The organism is Ensifer soli (assembly GCF_041928815.1).
In the GTDB taxonomy this organism is placed as follows: domain Bacteria; phylum Pseudomonadota; class Alphaproteobacteria; order Rhizobiales; family Rhizobiaceae; genus JBHFEI01.
On record NZ_JBHFEI010000003.1, the window covers coordinates 139,714 to 164,530 of the forward strand.

The 24,817-nt window shown below is 66.9% G+C and carries 22 protein-coding genes; 12 read left to right on the forward strand and 10 right to left on the reverse strand.

Annotated elements, in window-relative coordinates:
• The first annotated feature begins 15 nt into the window (after positions 1-15).
• The 5 genes from ACEVQ6_RS05595 to uraH all read left to right on the forward strand — a co-directional run bounded on the left by ACEVQ6_RS05595 (position 16) and on the right by uraH (position 3,162).
• On the forward strand, positions 16-723 hold the full coding sequence (locus tag ACEVQ6_RS05595) for a DUF1045 domain-containing protein (protein WP_374887936.1): 708 nt from the start codon (positions 16-18) through the stop codon (positions 721-723).
• Positions 724-836: 113 nt separating this feature from the next.
• Positions 837-1,766: an allantoinase PuuE gene (gene puuE, locus ACEVQ6_RS05600; protein ID WP_374887937.1), complete on the forward strand. Its 930-nt coding sequence runs from the start codon at positions 837-839 to the stop codon at positions 1,764-1,766.
• Between the two features lie 2 nt (positions 1,767-1,768).
• The gene (gene uraD, locus ACEVQ6_RS05605; protein ID WP_374887938.1) at positions 1,769-2,260 is read left to right on the forward strand and encodes a 2-oxo-4-hydroxy-4-carboxy-5-ureidoimidazoline decarboxylase; all 492 of its coding nucleotides are present in this window, start codon (positions 1,769-1,771) and stop codon (positions 2,258-2,260) included.
• 28 nt (positions 2,261-2,288) lie between these two features.
• Entirely contained in the window at positions 2,289-2,789 is a 501-nt protein-coding gene (locus ACEVQ6_RS05610; RefSeq protein WP_374887939.1) for an ureidoglycolate lyase, read from the forward strand.
• 10 nt (positions 2,790-2,799) lie between these two features.
• The gene (uraH, locus tag ACEVQ6_RS05615) at positions 2,800-3,162 is read left to right on the forward strand and encodes a hydroxyisourate hydrolase (protein ID WP_374887940.1); all 363 of its coding nucleotides are present in this window, start codon (positions 2,800-2,802) and stop codon (positions 3,160-3,162) included.
• 5 nt (positions 3,163-3,167) lie between these two features.
• Here uraH and ACEVQ6_RS05620 read toward each other — a convergent pair whose 3' ends face one another.
• From ACEVQ6_RS05620 to ACEVQ6_RS05635, 4 genes are all read right to left on the reverse strand, one after another.
• Complete coding sequence (locus ACEVQ6_RS05620; RefSeq protein ID WP_374887941.1) at positions 3,168-4,307, reverse strand: alpha-hydroxy acid oxidase; 1,140 nt, start codon at positions 4,305-4,307, stop codon at positions 3,168-3,170.
• A gap of 116 nt (positions 4,308-4,423) precedes the next feature.
• Positions 4,424-5,737 (reverse strand): guanine deaminase, encoded by a 1,314-nt coding sequence (gene guaD, locus ACEVQ6_RS05625; protein ID WP_374887942.1) that lies wholly within the window; start codon positions 5,735-5,737, stop codon positions 4,424-4,426.
• Positions 5,734-6,972 (reverse strand): urate hydroxylase PuuD, encoded by a 1,239-nt coding sequence (gene puuD, locus ACEVQ6_RS05630; RefSeq protein ID WP_374887943.1) that lies wholly within the window; start codon positions 6,970-6,972, stop codon positions 5,734-5,736. The genes guaD and puuD overlap by 4 nt, the downstream gene beginning before the upstream one ends.
• A gap of 104 nt (positions 6,973-7,076) precedes the next feature.
• A complete protein-coding gene (locus ACEVQ6_RS05635; protein WP_374887944.1) occupies positions 7,077-7,970 on the reverse strand; it encodes a LysR substrate-binding domain-containing protein in 894 nt (297 codons plus the stop codon).
• A 50-nt stretch (positions 7,971-8,020) separates the two neighbouring features.
• On the opposite strand from ACEVQ6_RS05635, the gene ACEVQ6_RS05640 reads away from it, so the two are divergent.
• Positions 8,021-8,266 (forward strand): hypothetical protein, encoded by a 246-nt coding sequence (locus tag ACEVQ6_RS05640; protein WP_374887945.1) that lies wholly within the window; start codon positions 8,021-8,023, stop codon positions 8,264-8,266.
• A 149-nt stretch (positions 8,267-8,415) separates the two neighbouring features.
• Here the strand turns inward: ACEVQ6_RS05640 and xdhC are convergent, their stop codons facing one another.
• From xdhC to ACEVQ6_RS05660, 4 genes are all read right to left on the reverse strand, one after another.
• Entirely contained in the window at positions 8,416-9,252 is an 837-nt protein-coding gene (xdhC, locus tag ACEVQ6_RS05645) for a xanthine dehydrogenase accessory protein XdhC (protein ID WP_374887946.1), read from the reverse strand.
• 39 nt (positions 9,253-9,291) lie between these two features.
• Entirely contained in the window at positions 9,292-11,628 is a 2,337-nt protein-coding gene (gene xdhB / locus ACEVQ6_RS05650; RefSeq protein WP_374887947.1) for a xanthine dehydrogenase molybdopterin binding subunit, read from the reverse strand.
• Between the two features lie 61 nt (positions 11,629-11,689).
• Entirely contained in the window at positions 11,690-13,165 is a 1,476-nt protein-coding gene (gene xdhA, locus ACEVQ6_RS05655) for a xanthine dehydrogenase small subunit (RefSeq protein WP_374887948.1), read from the reverse strand.
• 46 nt (positions 13,166-13,211) lie between these two features.
• Complete coding sequence (locus ACEVQ6_RS05660) at positions 13,212-13,985, reverse strand: 3-hydroxybutyrate dehydrogenase (protein ID WP_374887949.1); 774 nt, start codon at positions 13,983-13,985, stop codon at positions 13,212-13,214.
• Positions 13,986-14,219: 234 nt separating this feature from the next.
• Here ACEVQ6_RS05660 and glpK point away from each other — a divergent pair, with 234 nt between their 5' ends.
• The 4 genes from glpK (at position 14,220) to sbmA (ending at position 19,081) form a co-directional block, all read left to right on the forward strand.
• Entirely contained in the window at positions 14,220-15,713 is a 1,494-nt protein-coding gene (glpK, locus tag ACEVQ6_RS05665; RefSeq protein ID WP_374887950.1) for a glycerol kinase GlpK, read from the forward strand.
• Positions 15,714-15,838: 125 nt separating this feature from the next.
• A complete protein-coding gene (locus tag ACEVQ6_RS05670) occupies positions 15,839-16,900 on the forward strand; it encodes an LLM class flavin-dependent oxidoreductase (protein ID WP_374887951.1) in 1,062 nt (353 codons plus the stop codon).
• A 25-nt stretch (positions 16,901-16,925) separates the two neighbouring features.
• Entirely contained in the window at positions 16,926-17,675 is a 750-nt protein-coding gene (gene map / locus ACEVQ6_RS05675; RefSeq protein ID WP_374887952.1) for a type I methionyl aminopeptidase, read from the forward strand.
• Positions 17,676-17,830: 155 nt separating this feature from the next.
• Entirely contained in the window at positions 17,831-19,081 is a 1,251-nt protein-coding gene (gene sbmA / locus ACEVQ6_RS05680; RefSeq protein ID WP_374887953.1) for a peptide antibiotic transporter SbmA, read from the forward strand.
• 61 nt (positions 19,082-19,142) lie between these two features.
• On the opposite strand, the gene ACEVQ6_RS05685 is transcribed toward sbmA, so the two are convergent.
• The gene (locus ACEVQ6_RS05685; protein ID WP_374887954.1) at positions 19,143-20,135 is read right to left on the reverse strand and encodes a polysaccharide deacetylase family protein; all 993 of its coding nucleotides are present in this window, start codon (positions 20,133-20,135) and stop codon (positions 19,143-19,145) included.
• A 92-nt stretch (positions 20,136-20,227) separates the two neighbouring features.
• Positions 20,228-23,212: a hypothetical protein gene (locus ACEVQ6_RS05690; RefSeq protein WP_374887955.1), complete on the reverse strand. Its 2,985-nt coding sequence runs from the start codon at positions 23,210-23,212 to the stop codon at positions 20,228-20,230.
• Positions 23,213-23,425: 213 nt separating this feature from the next.
• Here ACEVQ6_RS05690 and ACEVQ6_RS05695 point away from each other — a divergent pair, with 213 nt between their 5' ends.
• Both ACEVQ6_RS05695 and ACEVQ6_RS05700 read left to right on the forward strand, forming a co-directional pair.
• A complete protein-coding gene (locus ACEVQ6_RS05695; RefSeq protein ID WP_374887956.1) occupies positions 23,426-24,019 on the forward strand; it encodes an NnrU family protein in 594 nt (197 codons plus the stop codon).
• Between the two features lie 102 nt (positions 24,020-24,121).
• Positions 24,122-24,805 (forward strand): tetratricopeptide repeat protein, encoded by a 684-nt coding sequence (locus ACEVQ6_RS05700; protein WP_374887957.1) that lies wholly within the window; start codon positions 24,122-24,124, stop codon positions 24,803-24,805.
• Positions 24,806-24,817 lie beyond the last annotated feature (12 nt).

A 24,817-nucleotide genomic window follows, 5' to 3' on the forward strand; every position in this document is an offset into this window, starting at 1 on the left:
CAAACGGAGAGGACCATGCGCTACGCCATCTATTTCACCCCGCCGCCGCACGATCCGCTGTCGACCGCCGCGGCGAACTGGCTCGGCCGTAACGTCTATACCGGCGATGTCCTCGAGCCCCAGCCGGCCGGGGACCTTTCCATTCGCGAGGTTGCGTATCTCACGGCCGTGCCGCGCCGTTACGGCTTCCATGCCAATCTTAAGGCGCCGTTCCTCCTCGCCCCGGACGCGACCGAGGCGGGCCTGATGAACGCGCTGATGCGGTTCGCCGGCACCGTTTCGCCCTTCGAGATGCCGCTGCTCGAGGTGGCGCGACTCGGCAATTTCTTCGGCCTGTCGCCCGTGCTGCCGTCGGAGCCGATGCAATGCCTCGCCGCCCGGATCGTCGAGGCGTTCGACCCCTTCCGTGCCGGGCTCACCGATGCGGACATCGAACGGCGCGACCCGGACGGCCTGACCGCGCCGCAGTTTTCCAACCTGCATCGCTGGGGCTATCCTTACGTGATGGACGAGTTCCGCTTCCATATGAGCCTGACAGGGCCGGTCGGCCCGCGCGAGACGCAGCGGATCGACCGGGTGCTGCGGACCCTTTTCGAGCCGCTGCTCGAGCGGCCGTTGCGGATCGCGAGCATCGCGCTTTTCGTCGAGCAGGAATCGGGCGGGCCGATGCGCGTGCATTCGCAGCATCCGCTCGGCAAGGTGATGGCCCGCCGCTCGGCCTGACGGCGCCCTTGCCGGGTGGACGCAAGCGCCTGCCGCCCATGCAGAACCGCTTTTTCGTCTCGACTTTCCGCTTCGCGATGCTACCGTCCGTCCAGTCTTCATGAGGTGGCAGAATGGTGGAAAAGGCCTATCCGCGTGACCTGGTCGGCTACGGGCGGATCCTTCCCGAGGTCCGTTGGCCGGGACAGGCGAACATCGCGGTGCAGTTCGTCGTCAACTACGAGGAGGGCGGCGAAAGCTCGATCCTCGACGGCGACCCGGCATCGGAAAACCTGCTGTCGGAAATCGTCGGCGCGCAGCCCTGGCCCGGCCAGCGCAACCTCAACATGGAATCGATCTATGAATACGGGTCGAGGGCCGGCTTCTGGCGGCTGTGGCGGCTGTTCACCAGCCGCAACCTACCGGTCACTGTCTATGGCGTGACGCTGGCGATGGCCCGCAATCCGGAAGCGGTCGCGGCGATGAAGGAGGCGGACTGGGAGATCGCCAGCCACGGCTACCGCTGGCTCGAATACAAGGACGTGCCGGAGGAGGTCGAGCGCCGGCACATCGCCGAGGCGGTGCGGCTGCACACGGAGCTGACCGGATCCCATCCACTCGGCATGTACCAGGGCAAGCCCTCGCTCAACACGCTGAGGCTGGTGCTGGAGGAGGGCGGCTTCGTCTATTCGAGCGATTCCTACGCCGACGAGCTGCCCTACTGGGTGCCGGGCCTGACCCACGGCAAGCCGCACCTGATCATCCCCTACACGCTCGATGCCAACGACATGCGTTTCGCCACGCCGCAGGGCTTCAACTCGGGCGACCAGTTCTTCACCTATCTGAAGGACACGTTCGACGTACTCTACGAGGAGGGGGCGGCGGGCAGCCCGAAGATGATGAACATCGGCCTGCATTGCCGGCTCGTCGGCCGGCCGGGCCGCGCCGCGTCGCTCGCGCGTTTCCTCGACTACGTCCAGTCGAAGGAGAAGGTCTGGGTGACGCGCCGCATCGACATCGCCCGCCACTGGCACGCGCATCACCGACCGGACGGGGATCTCTGACCATGGACGGACAAAGTTTCGTCGCGCGCTTCGGCGGCGTCTTCGAGCATTCGCCCTGGGTCGCAGAAGGGGCCTATGGTCCCGACCTGCCGCTGACGGCGCCCGCCGTGCATGCGGCGATGTGCGCCGTGTTCCGCGCAGCGACGCGCGAGGAGCGCCTCGCCGTGCTGCGCGCCCATCCGGACCTTGCCGGAAAACTCGCCGTCAGCGGCGGCCTGACGGAGGAGTCCCGGGCGGAGCAGGCCGGCGCCGGCCTCGACCGGCTGACACCGGAGGAATTCGCGCGGTTCACCGCGCTCAACGCCGCCTATGTCGAGACGTTCGGCTTTCCCTTCATCATCGCCGTCAAGGGCCTCGACCGCCACGCCATCCTGGCGGCCTTCGAGGCGCGGATCGGCAATGGCGCGGAGGAGGAGTTCGAGACGGCGAGCGCCGAGGTGGAAAAGATCGCACGGCTGCGTCTCGAAGGTCTGCTGCCGGGAGACGCGCGATGAGCGGCGCGCGCAATGCATGGACGCGCCGATGGACCGCCTGATCGCGATCGAGACGCTGACGGCCGCGGCCTTCGCGCCCTTCGGCACGCTGATCGAGGCCGATCCCGCGACGGTCCGGATGATCAATGGCGGCACGACCGAGCGGTTCCATGCTCTGGCGCGCGCCGATGTCGTCGGCGAAGGCGCATCCGTCATCATCAACCTCTTTCGCGGCCAGCCGCGCGCCTTCCCCTACGCGATCGGCATGATGGAGCGTCATCCGCTCGGCTCGCAGAGCTTCTCGCCGATCGACGATCGCCCCTGGCTCGCCGTGGTGGCCGGGGACGAGGGCGGAAGGCCGGGTCGGCCCCGCGCCTTCCTCGCCACCGGCCGTCAGGGCGTGAATTATGGCCGCAACGTCTGGCACCATCCGCTGATCGCGATCGACGCCGTCAGCGATTTCCTCGTCGTCGACCGCGAGGGGCCGGGCGTCAATCTCGAGGAATTCGTCTTCGACCAGCCCTTCATCCTGAACCACCCGCTGTCCTGAGGAGACCGCCATGAGCACGACCGGCCGGCTGACCACCCATGTTCTCGACGCCGCCCTCGGCCGGCCGGCGGAAGGGCTGGTGATCGAACTCTACCGTCTGGAGGAGGGGACGCGTATCCTGATCCGCACGGTCGCGACCAATGCCGACGGCCGGGTCGACGGGCCGGTGCTCGACGGCGAGGCGCTGCGGACGGGCACCTACGAACTCCTGTTCCACGCCGGCGACTACCTGCGCGGCACCGGCGCCGTCGTGACGGAACCGGCCTTTCTCGATCTGATCCCGCTCAGGTTCGGCATCGCCGACGCGGCGGCGCATTATCACGTGCCGCTGCTGCTGTCGCCCTACAGCTATTCCACCTATCGCGGCAGCTGATCCCGTCAGTCCGCCGCGAGGATATCGCGGCCGACATCGACGAGGCGCCGCTTGCCGCAGAGCGCCATGGTGATGTCGAGTTCCTTGGCGATGATGCTGAGCGCGGCGGTGACGCCCGCCCTGCCGCCGGCCCCGAGACCATAAAGGAAGGGGCGGCCGATATAGGTGCCCTTGGCGCCGAGCGCGACCGCCTTCAGCACATCCTGGCCGGAGCGGATGCCGCCGTCGAGATGCACCTCGATCTGGTCGCCGACGGCATCGACGATGCGCGGCAGCATGGCGATCGAGGAATGAGCGCCGTCGAGCTGGCGGCCGCCATGGTTGGAGACGATGATGGCATCGGCCCCTGTTGCCGTCGCCATCTTCGCGTCCTCGACGTCGAGGATGCCCTTGAGGATCAGCGGCCCACCCCAGCGTTCCTTGATCCAGGCCACGTCGCTCCAGGAGAGCTGCGGGTCGAACTGCTCGGCCGTCCAGACGGAGAGCGAGGAGAGATCGGTCACGCCCTTGGCGTGGCCGACGATGTTGCCGAAGGTGCGCCGCTTCGTCTTCAGCATGTTCAGGCACCAGGCCGGCCGCGTCGCCATCTGCCAGATGTGCTTCGGGGTGAACTTCGGCGGCGCGGAAAGGCCGTTGCGGATGTCCTTGTGGCGCTGGCCGAGGATTTGCAGGTCGAGCGTCAGCACCAGCGCCGAGCAGCCGGCGGCCTTCGCCCGGTCGATCAGGTTGAAGACGAAATCGCGGTCGCGCATGACGTAGAGCTGGAACCAGAACGGCTTCTTCGTCACCGAGGCGACGTCCTCGATCGAGCAGATGCTCATCGTCGAGAGCGTGAAGGGCACGCCGAAGGCTTCGGCCGCCTGCGCCGCCAGCATCTCGCCGTCGGCATGCTGCATGCCGGTGAGCCCGGTCGGGGCGAGCGCTACCGGCATCGCGACGTCCTGGCCGATCATTTTCGTCGCGAGCGAGCGGTTGGTCATGTCGACGAGCACGCGCTGGCGCAGCTTGATCTTCGCAAAATCCTCCTCGTTTGCCCGGTAGGTGCTTTCGGTCCAGGCGCCGGAATCGGCATAGTCGAAGAACATTTTCGGGACGCGGCGCTTCGCCAGCGCCTTGAGTTCGCGGATGTCGAGGGAAGCGGCCATCGTCGTGCTTTCGGAAAGAGGCCGCGCGGGATGCCTGCGCGGCCATGCGATACGGGTGGCAAGCGACTTAGCACCAAGCGGAAAGCCTGTCAGCGGCCCCGGGCGAGAATGTGCGCTCAGGTCGCAAGCCCCGCCTTCATCGGCCTGCCGGCGACATAGGTCTCGGCGACCGCGCGGTCGTCGCCCATGGTCTGGAGCAGGAAGAGCTCGTCGGAAAGCGATGAGACCACTTCCGCTTTCAGCGCCATCGCCGGCGTCGCCGCCATGTCGAGCACGACGAGGTCGGCGTCGGTTCCGGCGTCCAGCGTGCCGATCCGGTCGGCAAGCGACAGCGCCTCGGCATTGCCCCGCGTCATCCAGTACCAGCTTTCGAACGGGTTCAGCCGCTCGCCGAGCAACTGCTGGATCTTGTAGGCCTCGTCCAGGGTGCGCAGCATCGAATAGCTCGATCCGCCGCCGATGTCGGTGGCGACGGAGACACGCACCGGCTTCTCCCGGCGCATCAGGTCCTTCCACGGGAAAAGCCCGGAGCCGAGGAAGAGGTTCGAGGTCGGGCAATGGACGGCGACCGTGCCGGTCTCGCTCATCGCGTCGCGCTCGCGTTCGGAGAGGTGGATGCAGTGCCCCATCAGCGTCTTCGGTCCGAGCAGGCCGTAGCGGGCATAGACGTCGGTATAGTCGATCGCGTCCGGATAGAGCGAGGCGGTGAAGGCGATCTCGTCGCGGTTTTCGGAAAGATGCGACTGGACATGCAGGTCGGGAAACTCCCGGACCAGCGCCTCGGCCGCCGACATCTGCGCCGGTGTCGAGGTGATGGCGAAGCGCGGCGTGATCGCGACATGGTTGCGGCCCTTGCCGTGCCATGCCTCGATCACCGCGCGGGTCTCGTCATAGCCGGTCTCGGCGGTGTCGAGCAGGCCCTGCGGCGCGTTGCGGTCCATCATCACCTTGCCGGCGACCATGCGCATGTCACGGCGCAGGGCTTCCGCGAAGAAGGCGTCGGCGGAGGCCTTGTGCACCGAGCAGTAGGCGACCGCCGTCGTCGTGCCGTGGCGGATCATCTCATCGAAGAAATGAACGGCGATGCGGCTCGCATGGGCGCTTTCGACGAAGCGGCATTCCTCGGGGAACGTATAGGTGTTCAGCCATTCGAGCAGGTTGGCGGCATAGGAGCCGATCACCTGCATCTGCGGGAAATGCACATGCGTGTCGATGAAGCCGGGAAGGATCAGGTGCGGATGGTGGTCGATCTCGACGGCGTCTTCCGGCGCCTTCGCCTTCACCGCCCCGTAGTCGCCGCTGTCGACGATCAGGCCGTTTTCGACGAGAACGGCGCCGTCGATCTCGTAGGTCCAGGCGACGCGGTCGTCGATCGCCTCGGGCCGGCGGTGGAAGCTCAAGGTGCGGCCGCGCAGAAGGGTGGCGCTCATCGGGTCGTCTCTCCGCTGGCGGCGCTTTCGAACCAGGCGGTCAGCAGCCCGCGCTCCTCCGCCGTCATCATCGTCACGTTGCCGGGCGGCATCGCGTGGCTGCGGCCTGCCTGGATGTAGATCTCGCGCGCATGGGCGGCGATCTCGGCGTCCGTCTCGAGTTTGACGTTTTTCGGCGGCCGCACGATTCCTTCATAGACCGGTTCGGCCGCATGGCACATGCTGCAGCGGCTGGCGACGACATCGCGCGCGGCCGGAAAATGGGCATTCTGAGCAAAGAGCTGGAAGGCGGGCGCGACCTGCGCCTTTTCCTCGCCGGTCAGCACCTTCGGCACGGTCGACAGCCAGATGATGAGGATGAAGATCAGCGCAGTCGCGAGCCAGGTCCAGGTCGGACGCCCTTTTCGCGCATGGGTCGTGTTGAACCAGTGGCGGATCGTCACGCCCATCAGGAAGACCAGCGCCGCGATCACCCAGTTGAAGGCGGTCGCGAAGGCCAGCGGGTAGTGGTTCGACAGCATGAAGAAGATGACGGGCAGCGTCAGGTAGTTGTTGTGCAGCGAGCGCTGCTTGGCGATCGCGCCGTATTTCGGATCCGGCGTGCGCCCCGCGATCAGGTCGGCGACGACGATCCTCTGGTTCGGCATGATGATGAAGAAGACGTTCGCCGACATGATCGTCGCGGTGAAGGCGCCGAGATGCAGGAAGGCGGCGCGGCCGGTGAAGACCTGCGTATAGGCCCAGGCCATCGCGACGAGCACGATGTAGAGCAGGATCATCAGCGCCCAGGTGTTCTTTCCGATCGGCGATTTGCACAGAAGATCATAGCAGATCCAGCCGACGGAGAGCGACAGGAGTGAGATGAGGATCGCCACGGGGGCGGAAATGTCGAGCACGCTCCGGTCGATGAGGAACAGGTCGGCGCCGCCGTAATAGACGAGACAGAGCAGCGCGAAGCCCGACAGCCAGGTGGCGTAGGATTCCCATTTGAACCAGGTCAGGTGCTCCGGCATCGAGGCGGGCGCGACCAGGTATTTCTGGATGTGATAGAAGCCGCCGCCATGCACCTGCCACTCCTCGCCATAGGCGCCGGGCGGCAGATGCGGGCGCTTCACCAGGCCGAGATCGAGGGCGATGAAATAGAAGGACGAGCCGATCCAGGCAATCGCCGTGATGACGTGCAGCCAGCGGACGGCGAAATGGAGCCATTCCCATGCGATGGCAAATTCATACATGCAGTTCCCCTTCTTTGCCCCCCGCCGGTCACTCTGCGCAAATTCGCCTGCCGATGGAAGAGGTGATTGCGTTGGAAATCCACTCTTTTCGCCCGCACTCCGCGTCAGGTCGCCCGTGCGATTTCCTCCAGCATCCAGGTCCTGAAGGCGCGGATCTTCGGCGCGTTGCGGCGGTTTTCGGGATAGACGAGCCAGTAGTCGCGCCCGTCATGGGCGCTGAGCGCAAAGGGCTGGACGAGCCGCCCGGCCGCGACGTCGTCGCGAAAATGCTCCGGATTGACGATGGCGACGCCCTGGCCGGCGATCGCCATCGCCGCATCGATGCTCTGCGTGCCGAACTCGCTTTGCGGCAGAGCCTCGACGGCCGCCATCTCGACGCCGGCTGCGGCGAACCAGATGCGCCACCAGCGGTCGCCGGCGCTGATGATCGGCAGGTGCAGGAGATCGGCCGGCCTCGACAGGCCGCCGCTCGACGCCAGCAGCGTCGGGCTCAGCATCGGCGAGAAGTCGAGCCGCATGATCCGGTGGGCGAGAAGGCCCGGCCAGTCGCCACGGCCCCAGCGGATCGCGACATCGGCAGGCTCGCGGGAAAAATCGACGATCGTGCCGGAGGTGGCGAGCCGCACGGCGATGCGCGGATGGCGGATCTGGAACGTGCCGAGGCGGGAGGCGAGCCATTGCTGCGCGAAGGTCGGCGTCGAATGGACGTGCAGGATCTCGTCACTCTCGCTGCGGGCGGAGGCAACCGCCTCGCTCATGAGCGCGAAGGCCTGCGCCAGCTTCGGCGCCAGCCGTTCGCCGGTCTCCGTCAGCACCACTTGGCGCGGGCGGCGCAGGAACAAAGGTTCGCCGATATGCTCCTCGAGCAGGCGGATCTGATAGCTCACCGCCGTCTGCGTCATGCCGAGTTCGTCGCCGGCCCTGGTGAAGCTGCCGATGCGGGCGGCCGCCTCGAAGACGCGCAGGGCATTGAGCGGCAGGGTCCGCGACAGTTTCATGGATAAGGCCTCTTGATGGATGCAGACCGGCGTTCCGTTGGAAGCGCAGCATGTTTCCGGCGATCCTGCAAGCCATTGCAGCGGTGGGATTGCGGGTCATGGCGCAGAGCGATGCGAAACATGTGTGTGACGGGCGGCGCGCCGCCCTTGCGCCTCTCCTGCGTCTGGCGCTCAGCATCCTGCGGCGTTCCCCGAGCCCGACGCGCCTTGACCCCGAGGATCTGCCGGAGGCACGAAGGCGCGACCTCGGCTTTCGCGACGGGCGCGGGCCGCGCCCCGGCGACCACGACTGGTAGGCCGGCAATATCCGCTAAAAAGTGCCGCCTGAAACGCGCCCGTCTTCTCCGTTCCCCATCGTCCGAGCCGGAAGTGATGACGTACGGCTTCAGACATCGTTGAAACACCGACGGAAAACATGCGAGCGGCTGGAAGACCGGGACCTGCGTCAGGTGCCGGTGTCGCGTGCTTCCGCCGGTTCGGAAGCGGCATGCCCCGCCTGCCAGAGCACCGTCAGCAACTCGGCTGCCACCATCGCGGCGATGACGGCGGGGCGCTTGTCGCGGACCGATGCGCCGCCGATCGGCAGAACGAGCCGGCCGATGTCCGCCTCCGCCAGCCCGTCGCGGCGCGCCCAGCCGGCGAAGGTCGCGCGCTTCGTCTTCGAGCCGATCATGCCGACATAGGCGAGGTCGCGCCGCCGCAGCGCCGCGCCGGCGATGAGGAAATCGAGCGCATGGTCGTGGGTGAGGACGACCACGGCGCTTGCCGGCCGGATGCCGCCGATCAGCGCCTCGGGCAGGGCGGAAAGCCGAGGGAACACGCCCTGCGGCAGGCCTTTCAGTTCGTCCGCCCGCGTCTCGACGACGATCACGCGCAGCGGCAGCGGCGCCAGTGCGGCGGCGAGCGCCGTGCCGACATGGCCGGCGCCGAACAGCCAGACCTCGGGGTATCGCGCCGCATCGTCCTCGATCCGGCGTTTCAGCGCGGCCAGCGTCTCGCCTTCGGCTCTCGCGAAGGAGATCTCGACCCGCCCGCCGCAGCACTGGCCGATCTCGGGGCCGAGCGGAATGTCGAGGAGCGATGCCCCGCTCCGCGTGTCGAGCAGCCGGCGAGCATGGTCGATCGCCAGATATTCGAGCTGTCCGCCGCCGATCGTGCCCCAGAGCGCGTCGCGCGAGACCAGCATGAAGGCGTCCGTCTCGCGCGGCGTCGAGCCCTTGGTGGCGGCGATCTCGACGAGGATCGCGGGGCCGTTCGCGGCGAGGAAGGGTCTATGGGTCATGGGTTCCCGCCATCGACGGCGCGGCATGCCCGCTCGCCATCACGCCCCCTTCAGCCGCTCCACCGCCATCAGCACGCGCTCCGGCGTCGCCGGCGCATCGAGCCGCGGGCAGACGCGGTAGTCTGCGACACTCGCGACCGCCATCGACAGCGCCTCCAGCACCGAGATCGGCAGCATGAAGGGCGGTTCGCCGACCGCCTTGGAGCGGCCGATGGTCGGCTCGGCATTCTTCGACCATTCGGCGAGCCTGACATTGAACACCTTCGGCCGATCGGAGGCGAGCGGGATCTTGTAGGTCGACGGCGCATGGGTGCGCAGCCGCCCCTTCGCGTCCCACCAGAGTTCCTCGGTCGTCAGCCAGCCCATACCCTGGACGAAGCCGCCCTCGACCTGGCCGATGTCGATCGCCGGATTGAGCGAATGGCCGACATCATGCAGCACGTCGACGCGCTCGACGATGTATTCGCCGGTCAGCGTGTCGATCGACACTTCGGAGACCGAGGCGCCATAGGCATAGTAATAGAACGGCGTGCCGCGTCCCGCCGCGCGGTCCCAGTGGATCTTCGGCGTCTTGTAGAAGCCTGCCGCCGACAGTTGCACGCGGGCGAGATAGGCCTGGCGGATGAAGTCGGGGAAGGGGATCTCTTCCGTTCCGACACGCACGTGATGCGGCACGAAGGCGACATTGTCCGGCGTCGTCTGCCAGCGCTCGCAGGCGAACGCGATCAGCCGCTCCTTGATCTGGCGGGCGGCGTCGAAGGCGGCCATGCCGTTGAGGTCGGTGCCGGAGGAGGCGGCGGTCGCCGAGGTGTTCGGCACCTTGCCGGTCGTCGTCGCGGTGATCTTCACCCGGCCGATATCGCACTGGAAACAGTCGGCGAGCACCTGCGCCACCTTGGTGTGCAGGCCCTGGCCCATCTCCGTGCCGCCGTGATTGAGGTGGATCGATCCGTCCTGGTAGACATGGACGAGGGCGCCCGCCTGGTTGAACGGCGTCATGGTGAAGGAGATGCCGAACTTCACCGGCGTCAGCGCGATGCCCTTGCGGATGATCCGGCTCGACGCATTGAAGTCGAGGATGGCGGCGCGGCGCGCCTGATAGGCGCTGCTCTCCTCCAGTTCGGCGACGACGCGGTGGATGACATTGTCCTCGACCTGCTGATGATACGGCGTCAGGTCGCGGCCCTCGCCCTTCAGCCCGTAGAAATTCGCCTTGCGGATCTCCAGCGGGTCCTTGCCGAGGGCATAGGCGATCTCCTCGATCACCCGTTCGGCGCCGACCACTCCTTGCGGCCCGCCGAAGCCGCGATAGGCGGTGTTGGAGACGGTGTTGGTCTTCAGGGGCTGCGAGGTCAGCCTCACATGCGGGTAGAAATAGGCGTTATCGGCATGGAACAGCGCCCGGTCGGTGACGGGGCCGGAGAGATCCGAGGAATAGCCGCAGCGCGCGGCGAAGTTGGCGGAGAGCGCGTGAATGCGCCCATCTCCGTCGAAGGCGACGTCGTAGTCGACGAGGAAGTCGTGGCGCTTGCCGGTCGCGGTCATGTCCTCGTCGCGGTCGGGGCGGAATTTCACCGGGCGATTCAGCTTCTTCGCCGCGACGGCGGCGAGGGCGGCGAACTGGTTGCCCTGCGTCTCCTTGCCGCCGAAGCCGCCGCCCATGCGCCGCACATTGACGGTGACCGCGTGGGAGGGGACGCCGAGCACATGGGCGACCATGTGCTGCACCTCGCTCGGATGCTGGGTCGAGGACCAGACGGTCACCTCGTCGTCCTCGCCGGGGATGGCAAGCGCGATGTGGCTTTCGAGGTAGAAATGCTCCTGCCCGCCGATGCGCATCCGGCCCTTCAGCCGGTGCTCCGCCCGGTCCAGTTCCGCCTCGGCCTCGCCGCGCGCAAGGGTCAGCGGCTTCGTCACCAGCGCGCCGCCGGCAGCGATCGCGTCGAGGATGTCGGTCTGGTGCGGCAGGTCGCGATAGGTGATGCGGGCGAGCCTTGCGGCGCGGCGCGCGATGTCGCGCGTCTCGGCGACGACGACGAAGGCGGGCTGCCCGTGGAACTCGACGAGCCCGTCGGCGAGCACCGGCTCGTCGTTCAGATGGCTCGGGCTGATGTCGTTCGAATGCGGCATGTCCTTCGCGGTCAGCACCAGGACGACACCCGGCGCGGCCTCGACCGCCGACAGGTCCATCTCGACGATCTCGGCATGGGCGCGGTCGGTCATGCCGAGCGCCGCATGCAGTGTGCCGGCGGGTTCCGGCATGTCGTCGATATAGTCGGCCGCCCCCGTCACGTGCTTGTGGGCGCTGTCATGCTTGCGTTCGGCGTGAAGCGGCGCGTCGATGGCGGTCTTCGGGGCGGCGGGCGTGGAATCCATGCGCGTCAGGCCTCCATGTGAGGGCGCTTGCGGAAGGTCGCGGAGGGCAGGCGGTGTCGCATCAGGCCACCCCCTCGAAGCGGCGAACCTGCACCTCATCGCCCCCTGTCTCGAGGAAGAAGCGCAGCAGCAGGTTCTTCGCCGTCAGCAGCCGGTACTCGGCCGTCGCGCGCCAGTCGGAGAGCGGCTGGTAGTCCTGTTCGAAGGCGCCCTGCGCCGCCGTGACCGTGTCCTCGCTCCAGACCTTGCCGAGGAGCGCGGCCTCGACGGTCGCGGCCCGCTTCGGCGTGGCGGCCATGCCGCCGAAGGCGATGCGGGCGTCGGTCACCGTGCCGTCGCCGTTAAGCGCGATGCGGAAAGCGCCGCAGAGCGCGGAAATGTCCTCGTCGCGCCGCTTGGAGATCTTGTAGACGGCGAAATGCGTACCCTCCGGCAGACTCGGCACGAAGACGCTTTCGACGAATTCGCCGGCGGCGCGGTCCTGCCGGCCATAGGCGATGAAGAAATCCTCCAGCGGCAGGCTGCGCGTGCCCGAGGCCGAGCGCAGCGTCAGCGTCGCGCCGAGCGCGATCAGTGGCGGCGGCGTGTCGCCGATCGGCGAGCCGTTGGCGATGTTGCCGCCGATCGTGCCCATGTTGCGCACCTGCTCTCCACCGATCCGGTCGATCAGGGGGGCGAGCGCCGGCACCGCCGCGGACAGAGCGGGGAAGGCGGCGGAATAGCTGACGCCGGCGCCGATCGTGATGCCGGTGGCATCCTCCCGGATCGCCTGCAACTCCTGAAGGCCGCCGATGAAGACGACCGGGTCGATCGCGCGCATCTGCTTCGTCACCCAGAGGCCGACATCGGTCGATCCGGCGACAATGGTCGACTGCGGATGCTGCGCCAGAACCTCGGCGAGGCCGGCGACCGTGCCCGGGACGATCAGCGTCCGTCCCGCCTCGCCGACGACGATCGTCCCTGCGTTGGCGAGTTCCGAAAGCGCCGCGCGGATCTCGGTCCGCGTCTTCAGGATCGGATCGAAGAGGGCGTCGGGACGCAGGCGCGCCACGGCTTCCGCCGCTTTGACGATCGGCTCGTAGCCGGTGCAGCGACAGAGATTGCCCTGCAGCGCCTTCTCGATGTCAGTGCGCGTCGGCGCATCCTTCGACAGCCACAGGCCGTAGAGCGACATGACGATGCCGGGCGTGCAGAAGCCGCATTGCGAGCCGTGCCAGTCGACCATCGCCTGCTGCACCGGATGCAGTGTTCCGTCCGTCGCCGCGAGATGCTCGACCGTCACCACATGGGTGGCGTTGAGCGAGCCGACGAAGCGGATGCAGGCATTGACGCTTTCATAGACGAGATCGTCTCCGGCAAGCCGCCCGACGAGAACGGTGCAGGCGCCGCAGTCGCCCTCGGCGCAGCCTTCCTTCGAGCCGGTCAGCCGCCGCGTCAGCCTCAGATAGTCGAGCAGCGTCGCCGTCGGTGCGATCGTCTCGATCGCGACCGGCCGGTCGTTGAGGATGAAGCGGATGCGGGACGTCGTCTCGCTCATGCGGTTCCTGCCATCACGTCGGTTCTCCTGCCCGCCATGTCCGGGCCTATTGCGCCGTCCAGCCGCCGTCGATCGACACATGCGTGCCGGTGATCTGCGCCGCAGCGTCGCTCGCGAGGAAGACGGCAAGGGCCGCGACCTGCTCGACGGTGACGAAGTCCTTGGTCGGCTGCGCCTTCAGCAGCACGTCGCTCACCACCTGTTCCTCGGTGATGCCGCGCGTCTTCGCCTGGTCCGGGATCTGCCGCTCGACCAGCGGCGTCAGCACATAGCCCGGGCAGATCGCATTGACCGTGACGCCGGCCTCCGCCACTTCGAGCGCGACCGTCTTCGTCAGTCCCATGATGCCGTGCTTGGCCGCGACATAGGCCGACTTGAACGGCGAGGCGACGAGGCCGTGCGCCGAGGCGATGTTGATGATGCGGCCGTTCTTCTTCGCCTTCATGCCGGGAAGGGCGGCGCGGATCGTATGGAAGGCGCTCGACAGGTTGATCGCGATGATCTGGTCCCACTTCTCGACGGGGAAATCCTCGATCTTCTCGACATACTGGATGCCGGCATTGTTGACGAGGATGTCGACCGTGCCGAACGTCTCGGCGGCCGACGCCATCATCGCCGCGATCTCGTCCGGCTTCGTCATGTCGGCGGGATTGTGGATCACCTTGCCGCCGCCGGCGGCGACGGCCGCGATCGCCGCGTCGATCTCCTCGCGGCTGCCGAAACCGTTGAGGACCACATTGGCTCCCGTCGCCGACAGCGCCCTGGCGATGCCGAGGCCGATGCCGCTGGTCGAGCCGGTGATGACGGCGGTTCTTGCCATGGTGGTCACGTCTCGCCCGTCGCGGGCGTCCTGTTCTGCTGCATCGCAATCCAAACTACGCCCAAATCATCGCGGCTGACAATTGCGTTTTTAAACCGCCACGGGCACTCTCGCGTGGAAAAATACGGGCAGGCGGGCGCGATTTGTTTTCGTTTGACATTCGTTTTCGTCTTCTGTTGAAGTTTTCGAAAGCGTACCGCCCCGGGAGAGGGCGGTCGGCACGGGAGGGGTGGCATGGGCGGCTATGTGCTGGCGATCGACCAGGGAACCACGTCGACGCGGGCGATCGTCTTTGATCGCGACCAGAAGGTGGTTGGGAGCGGCCAGCGCGAATTCGCGCAGCATTTCCCGCAATCCGGCTGGGTGGAGCACGATCCGGAGGAGATCTGGGACACCGTCGTCGCGACGGTGAAGGCCGCGCTCGAAAAGGCCGGTATCGGTGCTTCCGACGTCGCCGCGATCGGCATCACCAACCAGCGCGAGACGGTGGTCGTCTGGGAGCGGGAGACCGGCCGGCCGATCCACAACGCCATCGTCTGGCAGGACCGCCGCACCGCCGCCTATTGCGACAAGCTGAAGAAGCAGGGGCTCGAAAAGACCTTCGCCCGCCGCACCGGCCTGCTGCTCGACCCCTATTTTTCCGGCACCAAGCTTTCCTGGATGCTGGCGAACGTCAAGGGCGCGCGCGCCCGCGCCGCCAAGGGCGAGCTCTGCTTCGGCACGATCGACACGTTCCTGATCTGGCGGCTGACGGGCGGCGCCTCCTTCGCCACCGACGCGACCAACGCCTCGCGCACGCTGATGTTCAACATCGAGACCCAGGAATGGGACGAGGAACTGCTGGAGATCCTGAGGGTCCCGGCCGCGATGCTGCCGGAGGTGAAGGACTGCGCCGCCGATTTCGGGGTGACCGCAGCCGACCTTTTCGGTGCGCAGATCCCGATCCTCGGCGTGGCCGGCGACCAGCATGCCGCGACGATCGGCCAGGCCTGCTTCGAGCCCGGCATGATGAAATCCACCTACGGCACCGGCTGCTTCGCCGTGCTCAACACCGGCGCCGACCTCGTGCGCTCGCGCAACCGGCTTCTGACCACCATCGCCTACCGCCTCGACGGCGAGGTGACCTATGCACTCGAAGGATCGATCTTCATCGCCGGCGCCGCCGTGCAATGGCTGCGCGACGGGTTGAAGGTGATCCGGTCGGCGCCCGAGGCGGGGCAACTCGCCGAACAGGCGGATCCGGCGCAGGAGGTCTATCTCGTGCCGGCCTTCACCGGCCTCGGCGCGCCGCACTGGGATCCGGAAGCGCGCGCGGCGATCTTCGGCATGACGCGCAACACCGGGCCGGCCGAGTTCGCCCGCGCGGCGCTGGAGGCGGTCTGCTACCAGACGCGCGACCTGCTCGACGCCATGCACAAGGACTGGAAGGCGGACGGCAAGGATACGGTGCTCCGGGTCGACGGGGGCATGGTCGCCTCCGACTATACGATGCAGCGCCTTGCCGACGTGCTCGACGCGCCGGTCGACCGGCCGGTGATCCTGGAGACGACCGCGCTCGGCGTCGCCTGGCTCGCCGGCAGCCGCGCCGGCCTCTGGCCCGACCGGCAGGGCTTTGCCGCGACCTGGGCGCGCGACCGGCGTTTTTCGCCGCAGATGGAGGCGAAGACGCGACAGGCGAAGCTGAAGGGCTGGAAGAATGCCGTGCGGCGGACGCTGAGCGAAACCTGAGCGCCGCGCCGAGGCCGGATTGATCGCCCCGGCGAACGCTGTGTCGCCGCGGCGGCCTGTGGCAATTGCGGCGGATGCGGCCTATCTCAGGGGAACAATCCACCCGCAACGGAATTGCCGCCACCATGGAACTCGGACTCTACACCTTCGCCGACGTCGATCCGCAGGCACCGCTCGGCCGCGGCCGCGAGGGCGCGACCCGCGTCGCCGAGCTTCTCGAGGAAATCGCGCTTGCCGACGAGGTCGGCCTCGACGTCTACGGCCTCGGCGAGCATCATCGGCCGGACTACGTCGCCTCCGCCCCTTCCGTGTTGCTGGCGGCGTCCGCCGCACGCACCAGATCCATCCGCCTGTCCAGCGCCGTCACGGTGCTTTCCTCGGACGATCCGGTCCGCGTCTTCCAGCAGTTCGCCACGCTCGACCTGATTTCGAACGGGCGCGCCGAGATCATGGCCGGGCGCGGTTCCTTCATCGAATCCTTCCCGCTGTTCGGGCAGAGCCTCGATGATTACGATGCGCTGTTTTCCGAAAAGCTCGAGCTGTTGCTGAAGATCCGCGACAGCGAGATCGTCGACTGGGACGGCGGCCTCAGGCCGGCGATCCATGGACGCGGCGTCTATCCGCGCCCGCTGCAGGACGAACTGCCGGTTTGGATCGCCGTCGGCGGGACGCCGCAATCGGTGGCGCGCGCCGGCGCGCTCGGCCTGCCGATGGCGCTCGCCATCATCGGCGGCGAGCCGCGCCGTTTCGCGCCGCTCTTCGACCTCTACCGCGAGGCCGCCCGCCGTTCCGGCGCTGCTTCCTCCCGGCTGAAGACGAGCATCAACGTACACGGCTTCATTGCCGACACGACGGAGGCGGCCGCCGACCAGTTCTACGGGCCGCAGGCCGAGGTGATGAACCGCATCGGCCGCGAGCGCGGCTGGGGGCCGACGAGCCGCGCCCAGTTCGACCAGGCCCGCTCCCGCTACGGCAATCTCTTTGTCGGCGACCCGGAGACGGTCGCGGAAAAGATCGTCGAGAACTGGCGTCTGTTGCGCAACGACCGCTTCCTGCTTCAGATGGCGATCGGCCCGATGCCCCATGCGGCGATCATGCGCGGGATCGAACTTTACGGCACGAAGGTCGCGCCGCTGGTGCGCGCGGCCATCGCCAGCGACGCCGGCGCGCTGGCGGTCGAGGCATGACGGTTGAGACACGAGGGCGCTTGAGATGACGGTCACGCAGGAAGACGAACTCGAAGGCCTGAAGGCGATCGGCGTGATCTGCGCCCGCGCGCTCGAGGTGATGTCGAAGGCGCTGGAGCCGGGCATGACCACCGGCGAACTCGATGCCATCGGCCGCAAGGTGCTGGATGATGCCGGCGCGCGGTCCGCGCCGGAAATCGTCTACAGCTTTCCCGGCGCCACCTGCATCAGCGTCAACGAGGAGATCGCCCACGGCATTCCCGGCCCCCGCGTCATCCTTGCCGGCGACCTCGTCAATATCGACGTTTCCGCCGAGAAGGACGGTTTCTTCGCCGACACCGGCGCCTCCTTCGCGGTGCCGCCGGTGCCGGCCTCGATCGCGCGGCTCTGTCGCGACGGTCGACGGGCGCTGTGGACCGGCCTCAAGGAGGTGCGTTCGGACCGTCCGCTCGGCAATATCGGCCGGGCGATCGGCGCCTTCGCCGCCAAGAACCGCTACAGCCTCGTCACCAATCTCGCCAGCCACGGCGTCGGCCGGGCGCTACACGAGGAACCGACCGAGATTTCCACCTGGGCCGATCCCTCGGAACGGCGGATGATGCGCGAGGGCATGGTCTTCACCATCGAACCTTTCCTCTCGCTCGGCGCGCAGTTCGCCTCCGGCGGCGACCGGGACGACTGGACGCTCTTCGGCGAGCCGCAGGCGCCGACGGTCCAGTACGAGCATACGATCGTCGTCACCCGCAACGGCCCGGTGATCCTGACGATGAACTGACGGTCGCGGCGGGCTCGGTTAAATCACGGTAAGGTTGGCTCTGCGTGATTGTTGCCCGCCGGTTTTTGCCCTAGTTTCGCGCGCATGGCAGGCTCCGGCGCGGCATGGACGCGCCGCCCGGCAGACCTGCATCCCGAAACGAAAGTGCCGCCTCCGTGTTCGAATCCTTCTTCCCCAAGCCGAAGCAGTTCTTCATCTCCTTCGTCGTCTGGAGCCTGGTCGTCGTCCTCAGCTGGTATCTCGGCGGCGAGGGGCTCGGCGCCGTCTTCGGCATGCCGCCGGTGCCCTCCGACCAGCCGCCGGTCGTCGGCATCTCGACCTTCTGGTCGCCTGCCTTCCTCTGGTTCTACCTCTATTTTGGCGCGGCCGTCGGCCTCTTCGCCGCCTTCTGGTATGTCTATTCGCCGCATCGCTGGCAGAACTGGTCGATTCTCGGCTCGGCGCTGATTCTCTTCGTCACCTATTTCCAGGTGCAGGTGAGCGTCGCGATCAACAACTGGTACGGACCCTTCTGGGACCTGATCCAGGCTGCGGTGTCGAAATCGGCCGTGGTGACGGCCGACCAGTTCTACGGCCAGATCGGCATCTTCCTCGGCATCGCGCTCGTCGCAGTCGCCGTCGCCGTGATGACGCGCTTCTTCGTCAGCCACTACATCTTCCGCTGGCGCACGGCGATGAACGAATACTACATGTCGCACTGGCCGAAGCTGCGCCACATCGAGGGCGCCTCGCAGCGCGTGCAGGAAGACACGATGCGCTTCTCCACGACCGTGGAGGGGCTCGGCGTCAGCCTGATCGACAGCGTCATGACGCTGATCGCCTTCACGCCCGTGCTGATCCGGCTTTCGGCGAATGTCACCGAACTGCCGATCGTCGGCGCGATCCCCTACCCGCTGGTGACTGCTGCCATCCTCTGGTCGCTGTTCGGCACCGTGTTCCTGGCGCTGGTCGGCATCAAGCTGCCGGGGCTGGAATTCCGCAACCAGCGCGTCGAGGCGGCCTACCGCAAGGAACTCGTCTATGGCGAGGACCATGCCGACCGCGCCCAGCCGCCGACGGTCGCGGATCTCTTCGCCGACGTGCGGCGCAACTACTTCCGCCTCTATTTCCACTACCTCTATTTCAACGTCGCCCGCATCTTCTATCTGCAGATCAACAACATCTTCGCGCTCCTGATGCTGGCGCCCTCGATCATCGCCGGCAAGATCACGCTCGGGGCGCTGAACCAGATCTCCGGCGCCTTCGGCCAGGTGACCTCGTCCTTCCAGTATCTCGTCTCCTCCTGGCCGACGATCGTCGAACTTCTGTCGATCTACAAGCGCCTTCGCGCCTTCGAGGCGGCGATCGACGACGAGCCGCTGCCGTCCATCGACCAGGAATTCCTGGAGCGTCCGCAGGAGACCTGACGGCGCTGCTGCGGCGCGTCCGCAGACCGGGCCGGCGTGATGTCGCGCCGGCGGCCGATCGTCAGAAGGTGCTGCCCGTCGGCCGCGCAACGTCGGCGAGCCGGTCCATCGCCTCGCGATAGCTAACGCAGGCGGTCTCCGGCGCGCGGCAGACCTCGGTGAGGAAGCGGTCGAGCGCGCGCCAGTAGGCGCCGCCGTTCATCTCGACGAAGTGGAAGCCGAGCTGCAGCGGAATGCGCCCGCCGTCATGCTGGGCGCGATAGGCGGCGCGGAAGGCGTCCAGCGTGCGCGCCTCGAAGGTGTCGCTGTCCTTGCGGTTTTCCACGCCCATCGAATGGCGGACGAAGAGATTGTAGTCCATGGCGATCACCGGCCGTCCGGTGGGCCCCTCCGGGATCAGCGGCAGGGCGAAGCGGGTGATGCCCGCGGCCCCGACCGGCGGCACCGGCCCCTTGGAGACGAGGCTTGCGTCATAGGTGAAGCCGAAATCCTTTAGCGCCGGCACGAGGCCCGGACCGGCGGAGAGGTAGGGTGCGCGGAATCCCTTGATCTCGGTCTCGGCGAAGCGCGCCCAGCCTTCCGGCTCTTCCCCCGCATCGCCGCTTGCCCGCCATCCCTCGGCGAGCGCCGTGCGGAAGGCGGAGAACTCGTTTCTCCAGTCGGCGCGGCTCCAGTCCTTGCCGTCGAAATGGCCGCAGCCATGGCTGCCGATGTCGTGCCCGGCGCGATGGGCCTGCCAGATATGGCCGAGGCGGACGCGGATATCGGCATTGTCGGGCGCGAAGCCGACATTGGAGCGGCCGGCCTTGTGGCCGGGGGCACGATAGGCCGCGCCGGCGCCGTCGCGGGTCATCAGGAAGGTGCAGGAGAGAAAATAGGTGAAACGCGCCCCGGTCCGCTCGGCCATCGCCAGGCTCTTTTCCCAGAGCGCATTGTCGTGGGCGCCGTCGAAGGAGACGATGACGAGCTGCGGCGGCAGTCCGGGCTCTGCAGCGGCCTCCGCGACAGGCAGGACGGCAAGAACAGGGGCGAGGAAAAAAAGCGTCTTCGGCATCGGGATCCGGAACCGTTGCGGGCGGACGCCGTGCTCGCCCGCAAATGCGGCGAAGCTGTGTTGCCCCGCCGCCGTTCCGGTTTCGCCGAACCTCAGATGAGGAAGATGTCGGATGCCTGCAGCTGCACGTTGTCGGCGAAGGTTGCGATCAGCACGGCCGCTCCCGATCCCCTGCCGTCCTTGTCCAGAGAGAGCGTCTGGGTGTCGGTGTCGTAGAGGAACTGCGCATAGTTGCGGGTCGCGGTCGCGCCGCTGCCGGCAACGAACATGTGGGCGCCCAGCTGACGCGGCGAGAGGCCGAGGTCGAAGCCGTCCGAGGAAAAGGCGAGCTTGTCCCAGGCGCCGACGAAGTCGACGATGAGGTCTCCGCCCTCCGAGGCATTGCGATAAAGGAACGTGTCCTTGCCGATGCCGCCGGTGAGGAGATCGGTGCCGGCGCCGCCCTCGAGCGTGTCGTCGCCGCGCCCTCCGAGAAGCGTATCGGCGCCGCCGAGGCCGCGCAGATGGTTGTTTCCGGTATTGCCGGTCAGCACATTGGCAATGGCGTTGCCGGTCGCCCCGACATGGGCGCTTCCCAAGAGTTCGGCATTCTCGACCATGGAGGCCAGCGTCACGGCGACCGAGGTGACGACCGTATCGATGCCGCCGTCCGCTTCCTCGACGATGATGTCGCCCGCGCTGTAGCCGTAGGTGTCGTTGCCCTGTCCGCCGATCATCCGGTCGATGCCGAGGCCGCCCTGCAGGATGTCGTCGCCGTCGCCGCCGATCAGCGTGTCGTCGCCTGCGCCGCCGAGGAGCTTGTTGTTGCCGCTGTTGCCGGTGATGACATTGGCGAGGTCGTTGCCGCTGCCGGCGAGGTTTGCCGTGCCGAGCAGGACGAGATTTTCGACATGGGCGGCGAGGAAATGGTTGGCGCTGCTGTGGACCGTGTCGATGCCGCCACCGGCCTCCTCGACGATGGTGTCGCGGGTTCCGCTGACGATGTAGAGATCGTTGCCGCTGCCGCCTTCCAGCCGATTGCTGCCCGGGCCGCCGATCAGTGTGTCGTTGCCGCCAAGCCCGCGTAGCGTGTTGTTGCCGTCGTTGCCCGTCAGGACGTTGTCGCCGTCATTGCCGGTCGCCGTGGCATGGGTCGCACCCGTCAGCCGGACGTTCTCGATCAGGAGCGGAATGGAAACGTCGAAGGATGTCTCGACCGTGTCGATGCCGCCATTGGCGCGCTCGTTGATGATGTCGCCGGGCGTCCAGACATAGGTATCGTCGCCGCTGCCGCCGATCATGAGATCGTTGCCCGCGCCGCCGTCGAGATAATCGTTCCCGGCGCCGCCCTCCAGCCTGTCAGCGCCGGCGCCGCCTCTGAGCTGGTTGTCGCTGCGGTTGCCGATGATGGTGTTGTCGGCATCATTGCCCGTCCCGCCCGTCATGCCGTCGAGCAGGACGAGGTTTTCGAGATTCCGGCCGAGCGTGTAAAAGGTGTGGACGCCGGTCGTGCTGACGCGGACCGTGTCAGTGCCGGCGTTTGCTGCCTCGACGATGACGTCGTTGTCATTGGTGACGACGACATAGGTGTCGTCTCCCAGTCCGCCGACCAGCGTGTCCTTCCCGCCGCCGCCCTCGAGCCAGTCGTCCCCGGCAAGGCCGTTCAGCGTGTTCGCGCCGCGATTGCCGATGATCGTGTTGGCCAGCATGTTGCCCGTGCCGCTCAGGGCGGCAAATCCAAGCAGGGTCAGGTTCTCGACATGGTCGCCGAGTGTGTAGTCGACCGTCGACGAGACGGTGTCGATGCCGGCATTGGCGCCCTCGACGACCCTGTCCTGCAAACTGTCGACAAAGTAGCGGTCGTCGCCCGCCCCGCCGTTCAGCGTATCGTCCCCTGTCCCGCCATCGAGCCAGTCATTGCCGTTCCCGCCGCTGAGCGTGTCGTCGCCGCCCGCACCCTTCAGGATGTCGTCGCCATTGCCTCCCGTGGCGAGATCGTTGAAACGCGACAGCAGCATCATGTCGATGCCGCCCGTGCCGACCAGGCTGACGGCGGCGTCGCCATAGCCCCGGATGACGACATTGACGTTGCGGACGCTGTCGGGTTCCCCCGCCTGCGAGGCCACGAGCCGCGCCGTATAGTTGCCGTCCGCCTGATAGAGATGGCTGATCTGGACGGGCGCTCCGCCAGCGCCGTTTTCGACGATGGCGGCAGATCCGTCACCGGTCTCGAAACGGATCGTGCTGCCGCTGGTCGTGGCGTCGAAGATCAGCCGGCCTTCGGGGCGCAGGTCGTACTTATAAGTTGGATTTGATCCCGAACCCGGTGTCGCCACCAGATTCGTCGCCGTGCTGTTGAACAGGATCCAGCTTCCGTCGGGCGAGAAATAGGCATTGCTGTTGGTCCCGTTCGATGCGCCGCCATTGGCCGCGCGAGACACGTGGACGAGTTCCCCGGTGACGAGATCGCGGACGAACACATCCTGGTTGCGACCGTCGGGATAGCCCGTCATGTTCGTGGCCTGGGTGGTGAAGAGCACCTTCGTGCCGTCCGGGCTGATCTTCGCATTGCGGACCGCTTCGTTCGGCACGCCACCGTCGAAGGTGGAGGACACGCGCCGCAGCGTGCCGTCCGTGAGGTTCTTCACATAGACGTCCGAACCGCCGTTGGTGTCGTCCGGCAGCAGTGGGTCGAGCGAGACGAAAGCGAGGACCTCACCGTTTTCGGAGAGCGACGGAGAATGGCCCTGTGCCTTCGTCCCGTTCGGATAGGTGGAGACGACCTTCAGTTCGGCGGTGTCGAGGTGATAGAAATAGACGGAGCCGGGATACGAGGCATTGCCGCTCTGCAGAACCAGAATCGATTCGTCGGCGGAGAAGAACAGCGGTTGAAAGTGGTACGCCCCTTCGATCAGCGTGCGCTCGCCTGTTGCAAGATCCTCGATAAAGACCGCGAAGACATCGAAGCTGACCTCTTCGACATAGAAACCCTTGGTCGGCGGAGGTGGCGGCGTCGGATCGATGAAGTCCCTTGGCTGAGCAACATCGACGAAGCTCGAGCGACCCGAGTAACTGAAGGTCAAGCTTGGTGCGGCCATGCGGTCTTCTCCCCAGAATTGCATCATTTATCAAAGGCTAACATCGCCGGCTGCAAGTCACAACCGCGGTGAGCGAAGGGAGAGGAACAAAACTGGGTCTTTTTCTTCAACCGGTTCGCGCGAGCGATTGGTCGCACGGCTCTTTCAGGGCTGGAAAATCGCAACGCGCCGGCCTATGCGATGGAGAACCGCATCCTCCGGCAGGACACTTCCATGGCCCTTCTCATTCTCGGCATCGTGATCTTCATCGGCATCCACCTGGTCAAAGCCGTCGCGCCCGGCCTGCGCGCGGGCGTCATGGCAAGGGGTGGCACGGGGCTCTGGCATGCGATCCACGGCGCCTGCGCCCTCCTCGGCATCGTGCTGATCGCCTATGGCTTCGACCAGTCGCGCGCGACGACCGGCATGCTTTATAACCCGCCGCGCGGAATGGCCCATCTGGCGCTGACGCTGATGCTCGTCGCCTGCATCTGTCTCGTCGCCGGCTTTCTGCCGCCGGGCAGGATCCGCACCGTCCTGAAGCATCCGGCGCTGGTCGCGATCAAGATCTGGGCCTTCTCCCACCTGCTCGCCAATGGCGAGACCAATTCCGTGCTGCTCTTCTCCGCCTTCCTCGCCTGGGCGGTGATCCTGCGCATCTCGGCAAAGAGGCGGGTCAGGGCGGGAGAGATCTCCTATCCGCCCTTCGTCTCCTATGGCTACGACGCGATCGCGGTCGTCGCCGGCACGCTTCTCTGGGGCCTCTTCATCTGGAAGCTGCACGAACTCCTGATCGGGGTCGCGCCGATCGTCATCGGCCAGGGGTGAGCGGCTGCGGACGAATCCCCCTTACAATACCGGCGAAATCGGGTAGAAGGCCCGTTCATTGCGCGACAAGGCAGGAAGAAGGCCGGGCGACCGGGAAGCCAGATGGTCAATCAGAACGACAGTTTCATCCGTGAGGTGAACGACGAGCTGCGCTCGGACCAGATGAAGCTGATCTGGCAGCGCTTCGGCATCGTGCTCCTGGTCATCGCGGCGCTGATCGTCTTCGGCACGATCGGCAAGGTCGGCTACGAATACTGGCGCGACAGCCGCTCCTCGGGCTCCGGCGACGCGTTTCTCGCCGCGCTGAACCTCGCGCGCGAGAACAAGCCCGAGGAAGCGGCCGCCGCCCTGTCGAAGCTCGAACAGGACGGGTTCGGCGCCTATCCGGTGCTGGCGCGCATGCGCGCCGCGACCGTGCAGGCCGAGAACGGCGATGCGGCCGGGGCGATCGCCGCCTTCGCCGCCATCGGCAAGGACACGTCGATCCCCGCCGCCGTGCGGAATGCCGCGCGCCTGCGCGCCGCCTACCTGATGGTCGATACCGCCGACTATGCCGCCGTCTCCGCCGAGGTCGAGGAGATCGCCGTTCCCGGCAACGCCATGCGCCATTCGGCGCGCGAGGTGCTCGGCCTCGTCGCCTACCGCACCGGCGACTTCGCCAAGGCGCGCGACTGGTTCCAGCAGATCGCCGACGACGCCGAGACGCCGCGCAACATCGCCAACCGCGCCCGCATGATCCTCGACCTGATCACCGCCAGCGGCAAGGCGCCGAAGGCCGGCGCCTGAACGAAAGAGGCC

Bases quoted from the DNA above. Each gene is read 5' to 3' on its own strand.
- ACEVQ6_RS05595 (WP_374887936.1), top strand. From the start codon at position 16: ATGCGCTACGCCATCTATTTCACCCCGCCGCCGCACGATCCGCTGTCG.
- puuE (WP_374887937.1), top strand. From the start codon at position 837: ATGGTGGAAAAGGCCTATCCGCGTGACCTGGTCGGCTACGGGCGGATC.
- uraD (WP_374887938.1), top strand. From the start codon at position 1,769: ATGGACGGACAAAGTTTCGTCGCGCGCTTCGGCGGCGTCTTCGAGCAT.
- ACEVQ6_RS05610 (WP_374887939.1), top strand. From the start codon at position 2,289: ATGGACCGCCTGATCGCGATCGAGACGCTGACGGCCGCGGCCTTCGCG.
- uraH (WP_374887940.1), top strand. From the start codon at position 2,800: ATGAGCACGACCGGCCGGCTGACCACCCATGTTCTCGACGCCGCCCTC.
- ACEVQ6_RS05620 (WP_374887941.1), bottom strand. From the start codon at position 4,307: ATGGCCGCTTCCCTCGACATCCGCGAACTCAAGGCGCTGGCGAAGCGC.
- guaD (WP_374887942.1), bottom strand. From the start codon at position 5,737: ATGAGCGCCACCCTTCTGCGCGGCCGCACCTTGAGCTTCCACCGCCGG.
- puuD (WP_374887943.1), bottom strand. From the start codon at position 6,972: ATGTATGAATTTGCCATCGCATGGGAATGGCTCCATTTCGCCGTCCGC.
- ACEVQ6_RS05635 (WP_374887944.1), bottom strand. From the start codon at position 7,970: ATGAAACTGTCGCGGACCCTGCCGCTCAATGCCCTGCGCGTCTTCGAG.
- ACEVQ6_RS05640 (WP_374887945.1), top strand. From the start codon at position 8,021: ATGTTTCCGGCGATCCTGCAAGCCATTGCAGCGGTGGGATTGCGGGTC.
- xdhC (WP_374887946.1), bottom strand. From the start codon at position 9,252: ATGACCCATAGACCCTTCCTCGCCGCGAACGGCCCCGCGATCCTCGTC.
- xdhB (WP_374887947.1), bottom strand. From the start codon at position 11,628: ATGGATTCCACGCCCGCCGCCCCGAAGACCGCCATCGACGCGCCGCTT.
- xdhA (WP_374887948.1), bottom strand. From the start codon at position 13,165: ATGAGCGAGACGACGTCCCGCATCCGCTTCATCCTCAACGACCGGCCG.
- ACEVQ6_RS05660 (WP_374887949.1), bottom strand. From the start codon at position 13,985: ATGGCAAGAACCGCCGTCATCACCGGCTCGACCAGCGGCATCGGCCTC.
- glpK (WP_374887950.1), top strand. From the start codon at position 14,220: ATGGGCGGCTATGTGCTGGCGATCGACCAGGGAACCACGTCGACGCGG.
- ACEVQ6_RS05670 (WP_374887951.1), top strand. From the start codon at position 15,839: ATGGAACTCGGACTCTACACCTTCGCCGACGTCGATCCGCAGGCACCG.
- map (WP_374887952.1), top strand. From the start codon at position 16,926: ATGACGGTCACGCAGGAAGACGAACTCGAAGGCCTGAAGGCGATCGGC.
- ACEVQ6_RS05685 (WP_374887954.1), bottom strand. From the start codon at position 20,135: ATGCCGAAGACGCTTTTTTTCCTCGCCCCTGTTCTTGCCGTCCTGCCT.
- ACEVQ6_RS05690 (WP_374887955.1), bottom strand. From the start codon at position 23,212: ATGGCCGCACCAAGCTTGACCTTCAGTTACTCGGGTCGCTCGAGCTTC.
- ACEVQ6_RS05695 (WP_374887956.1), top strand. From the start codon at position 23,426: ATGGCCCTTCTCATTCTCGGCATCGTGATCTTCATCGGCATCCACCTG.
- ACEVQ6_RS05700 (WP_374887957.1), top strand. From the start codon at position 24,122: ATGGTCAATCAGAACGACAGTTTCATCCGTGAGGTGAACGACGAGCTG.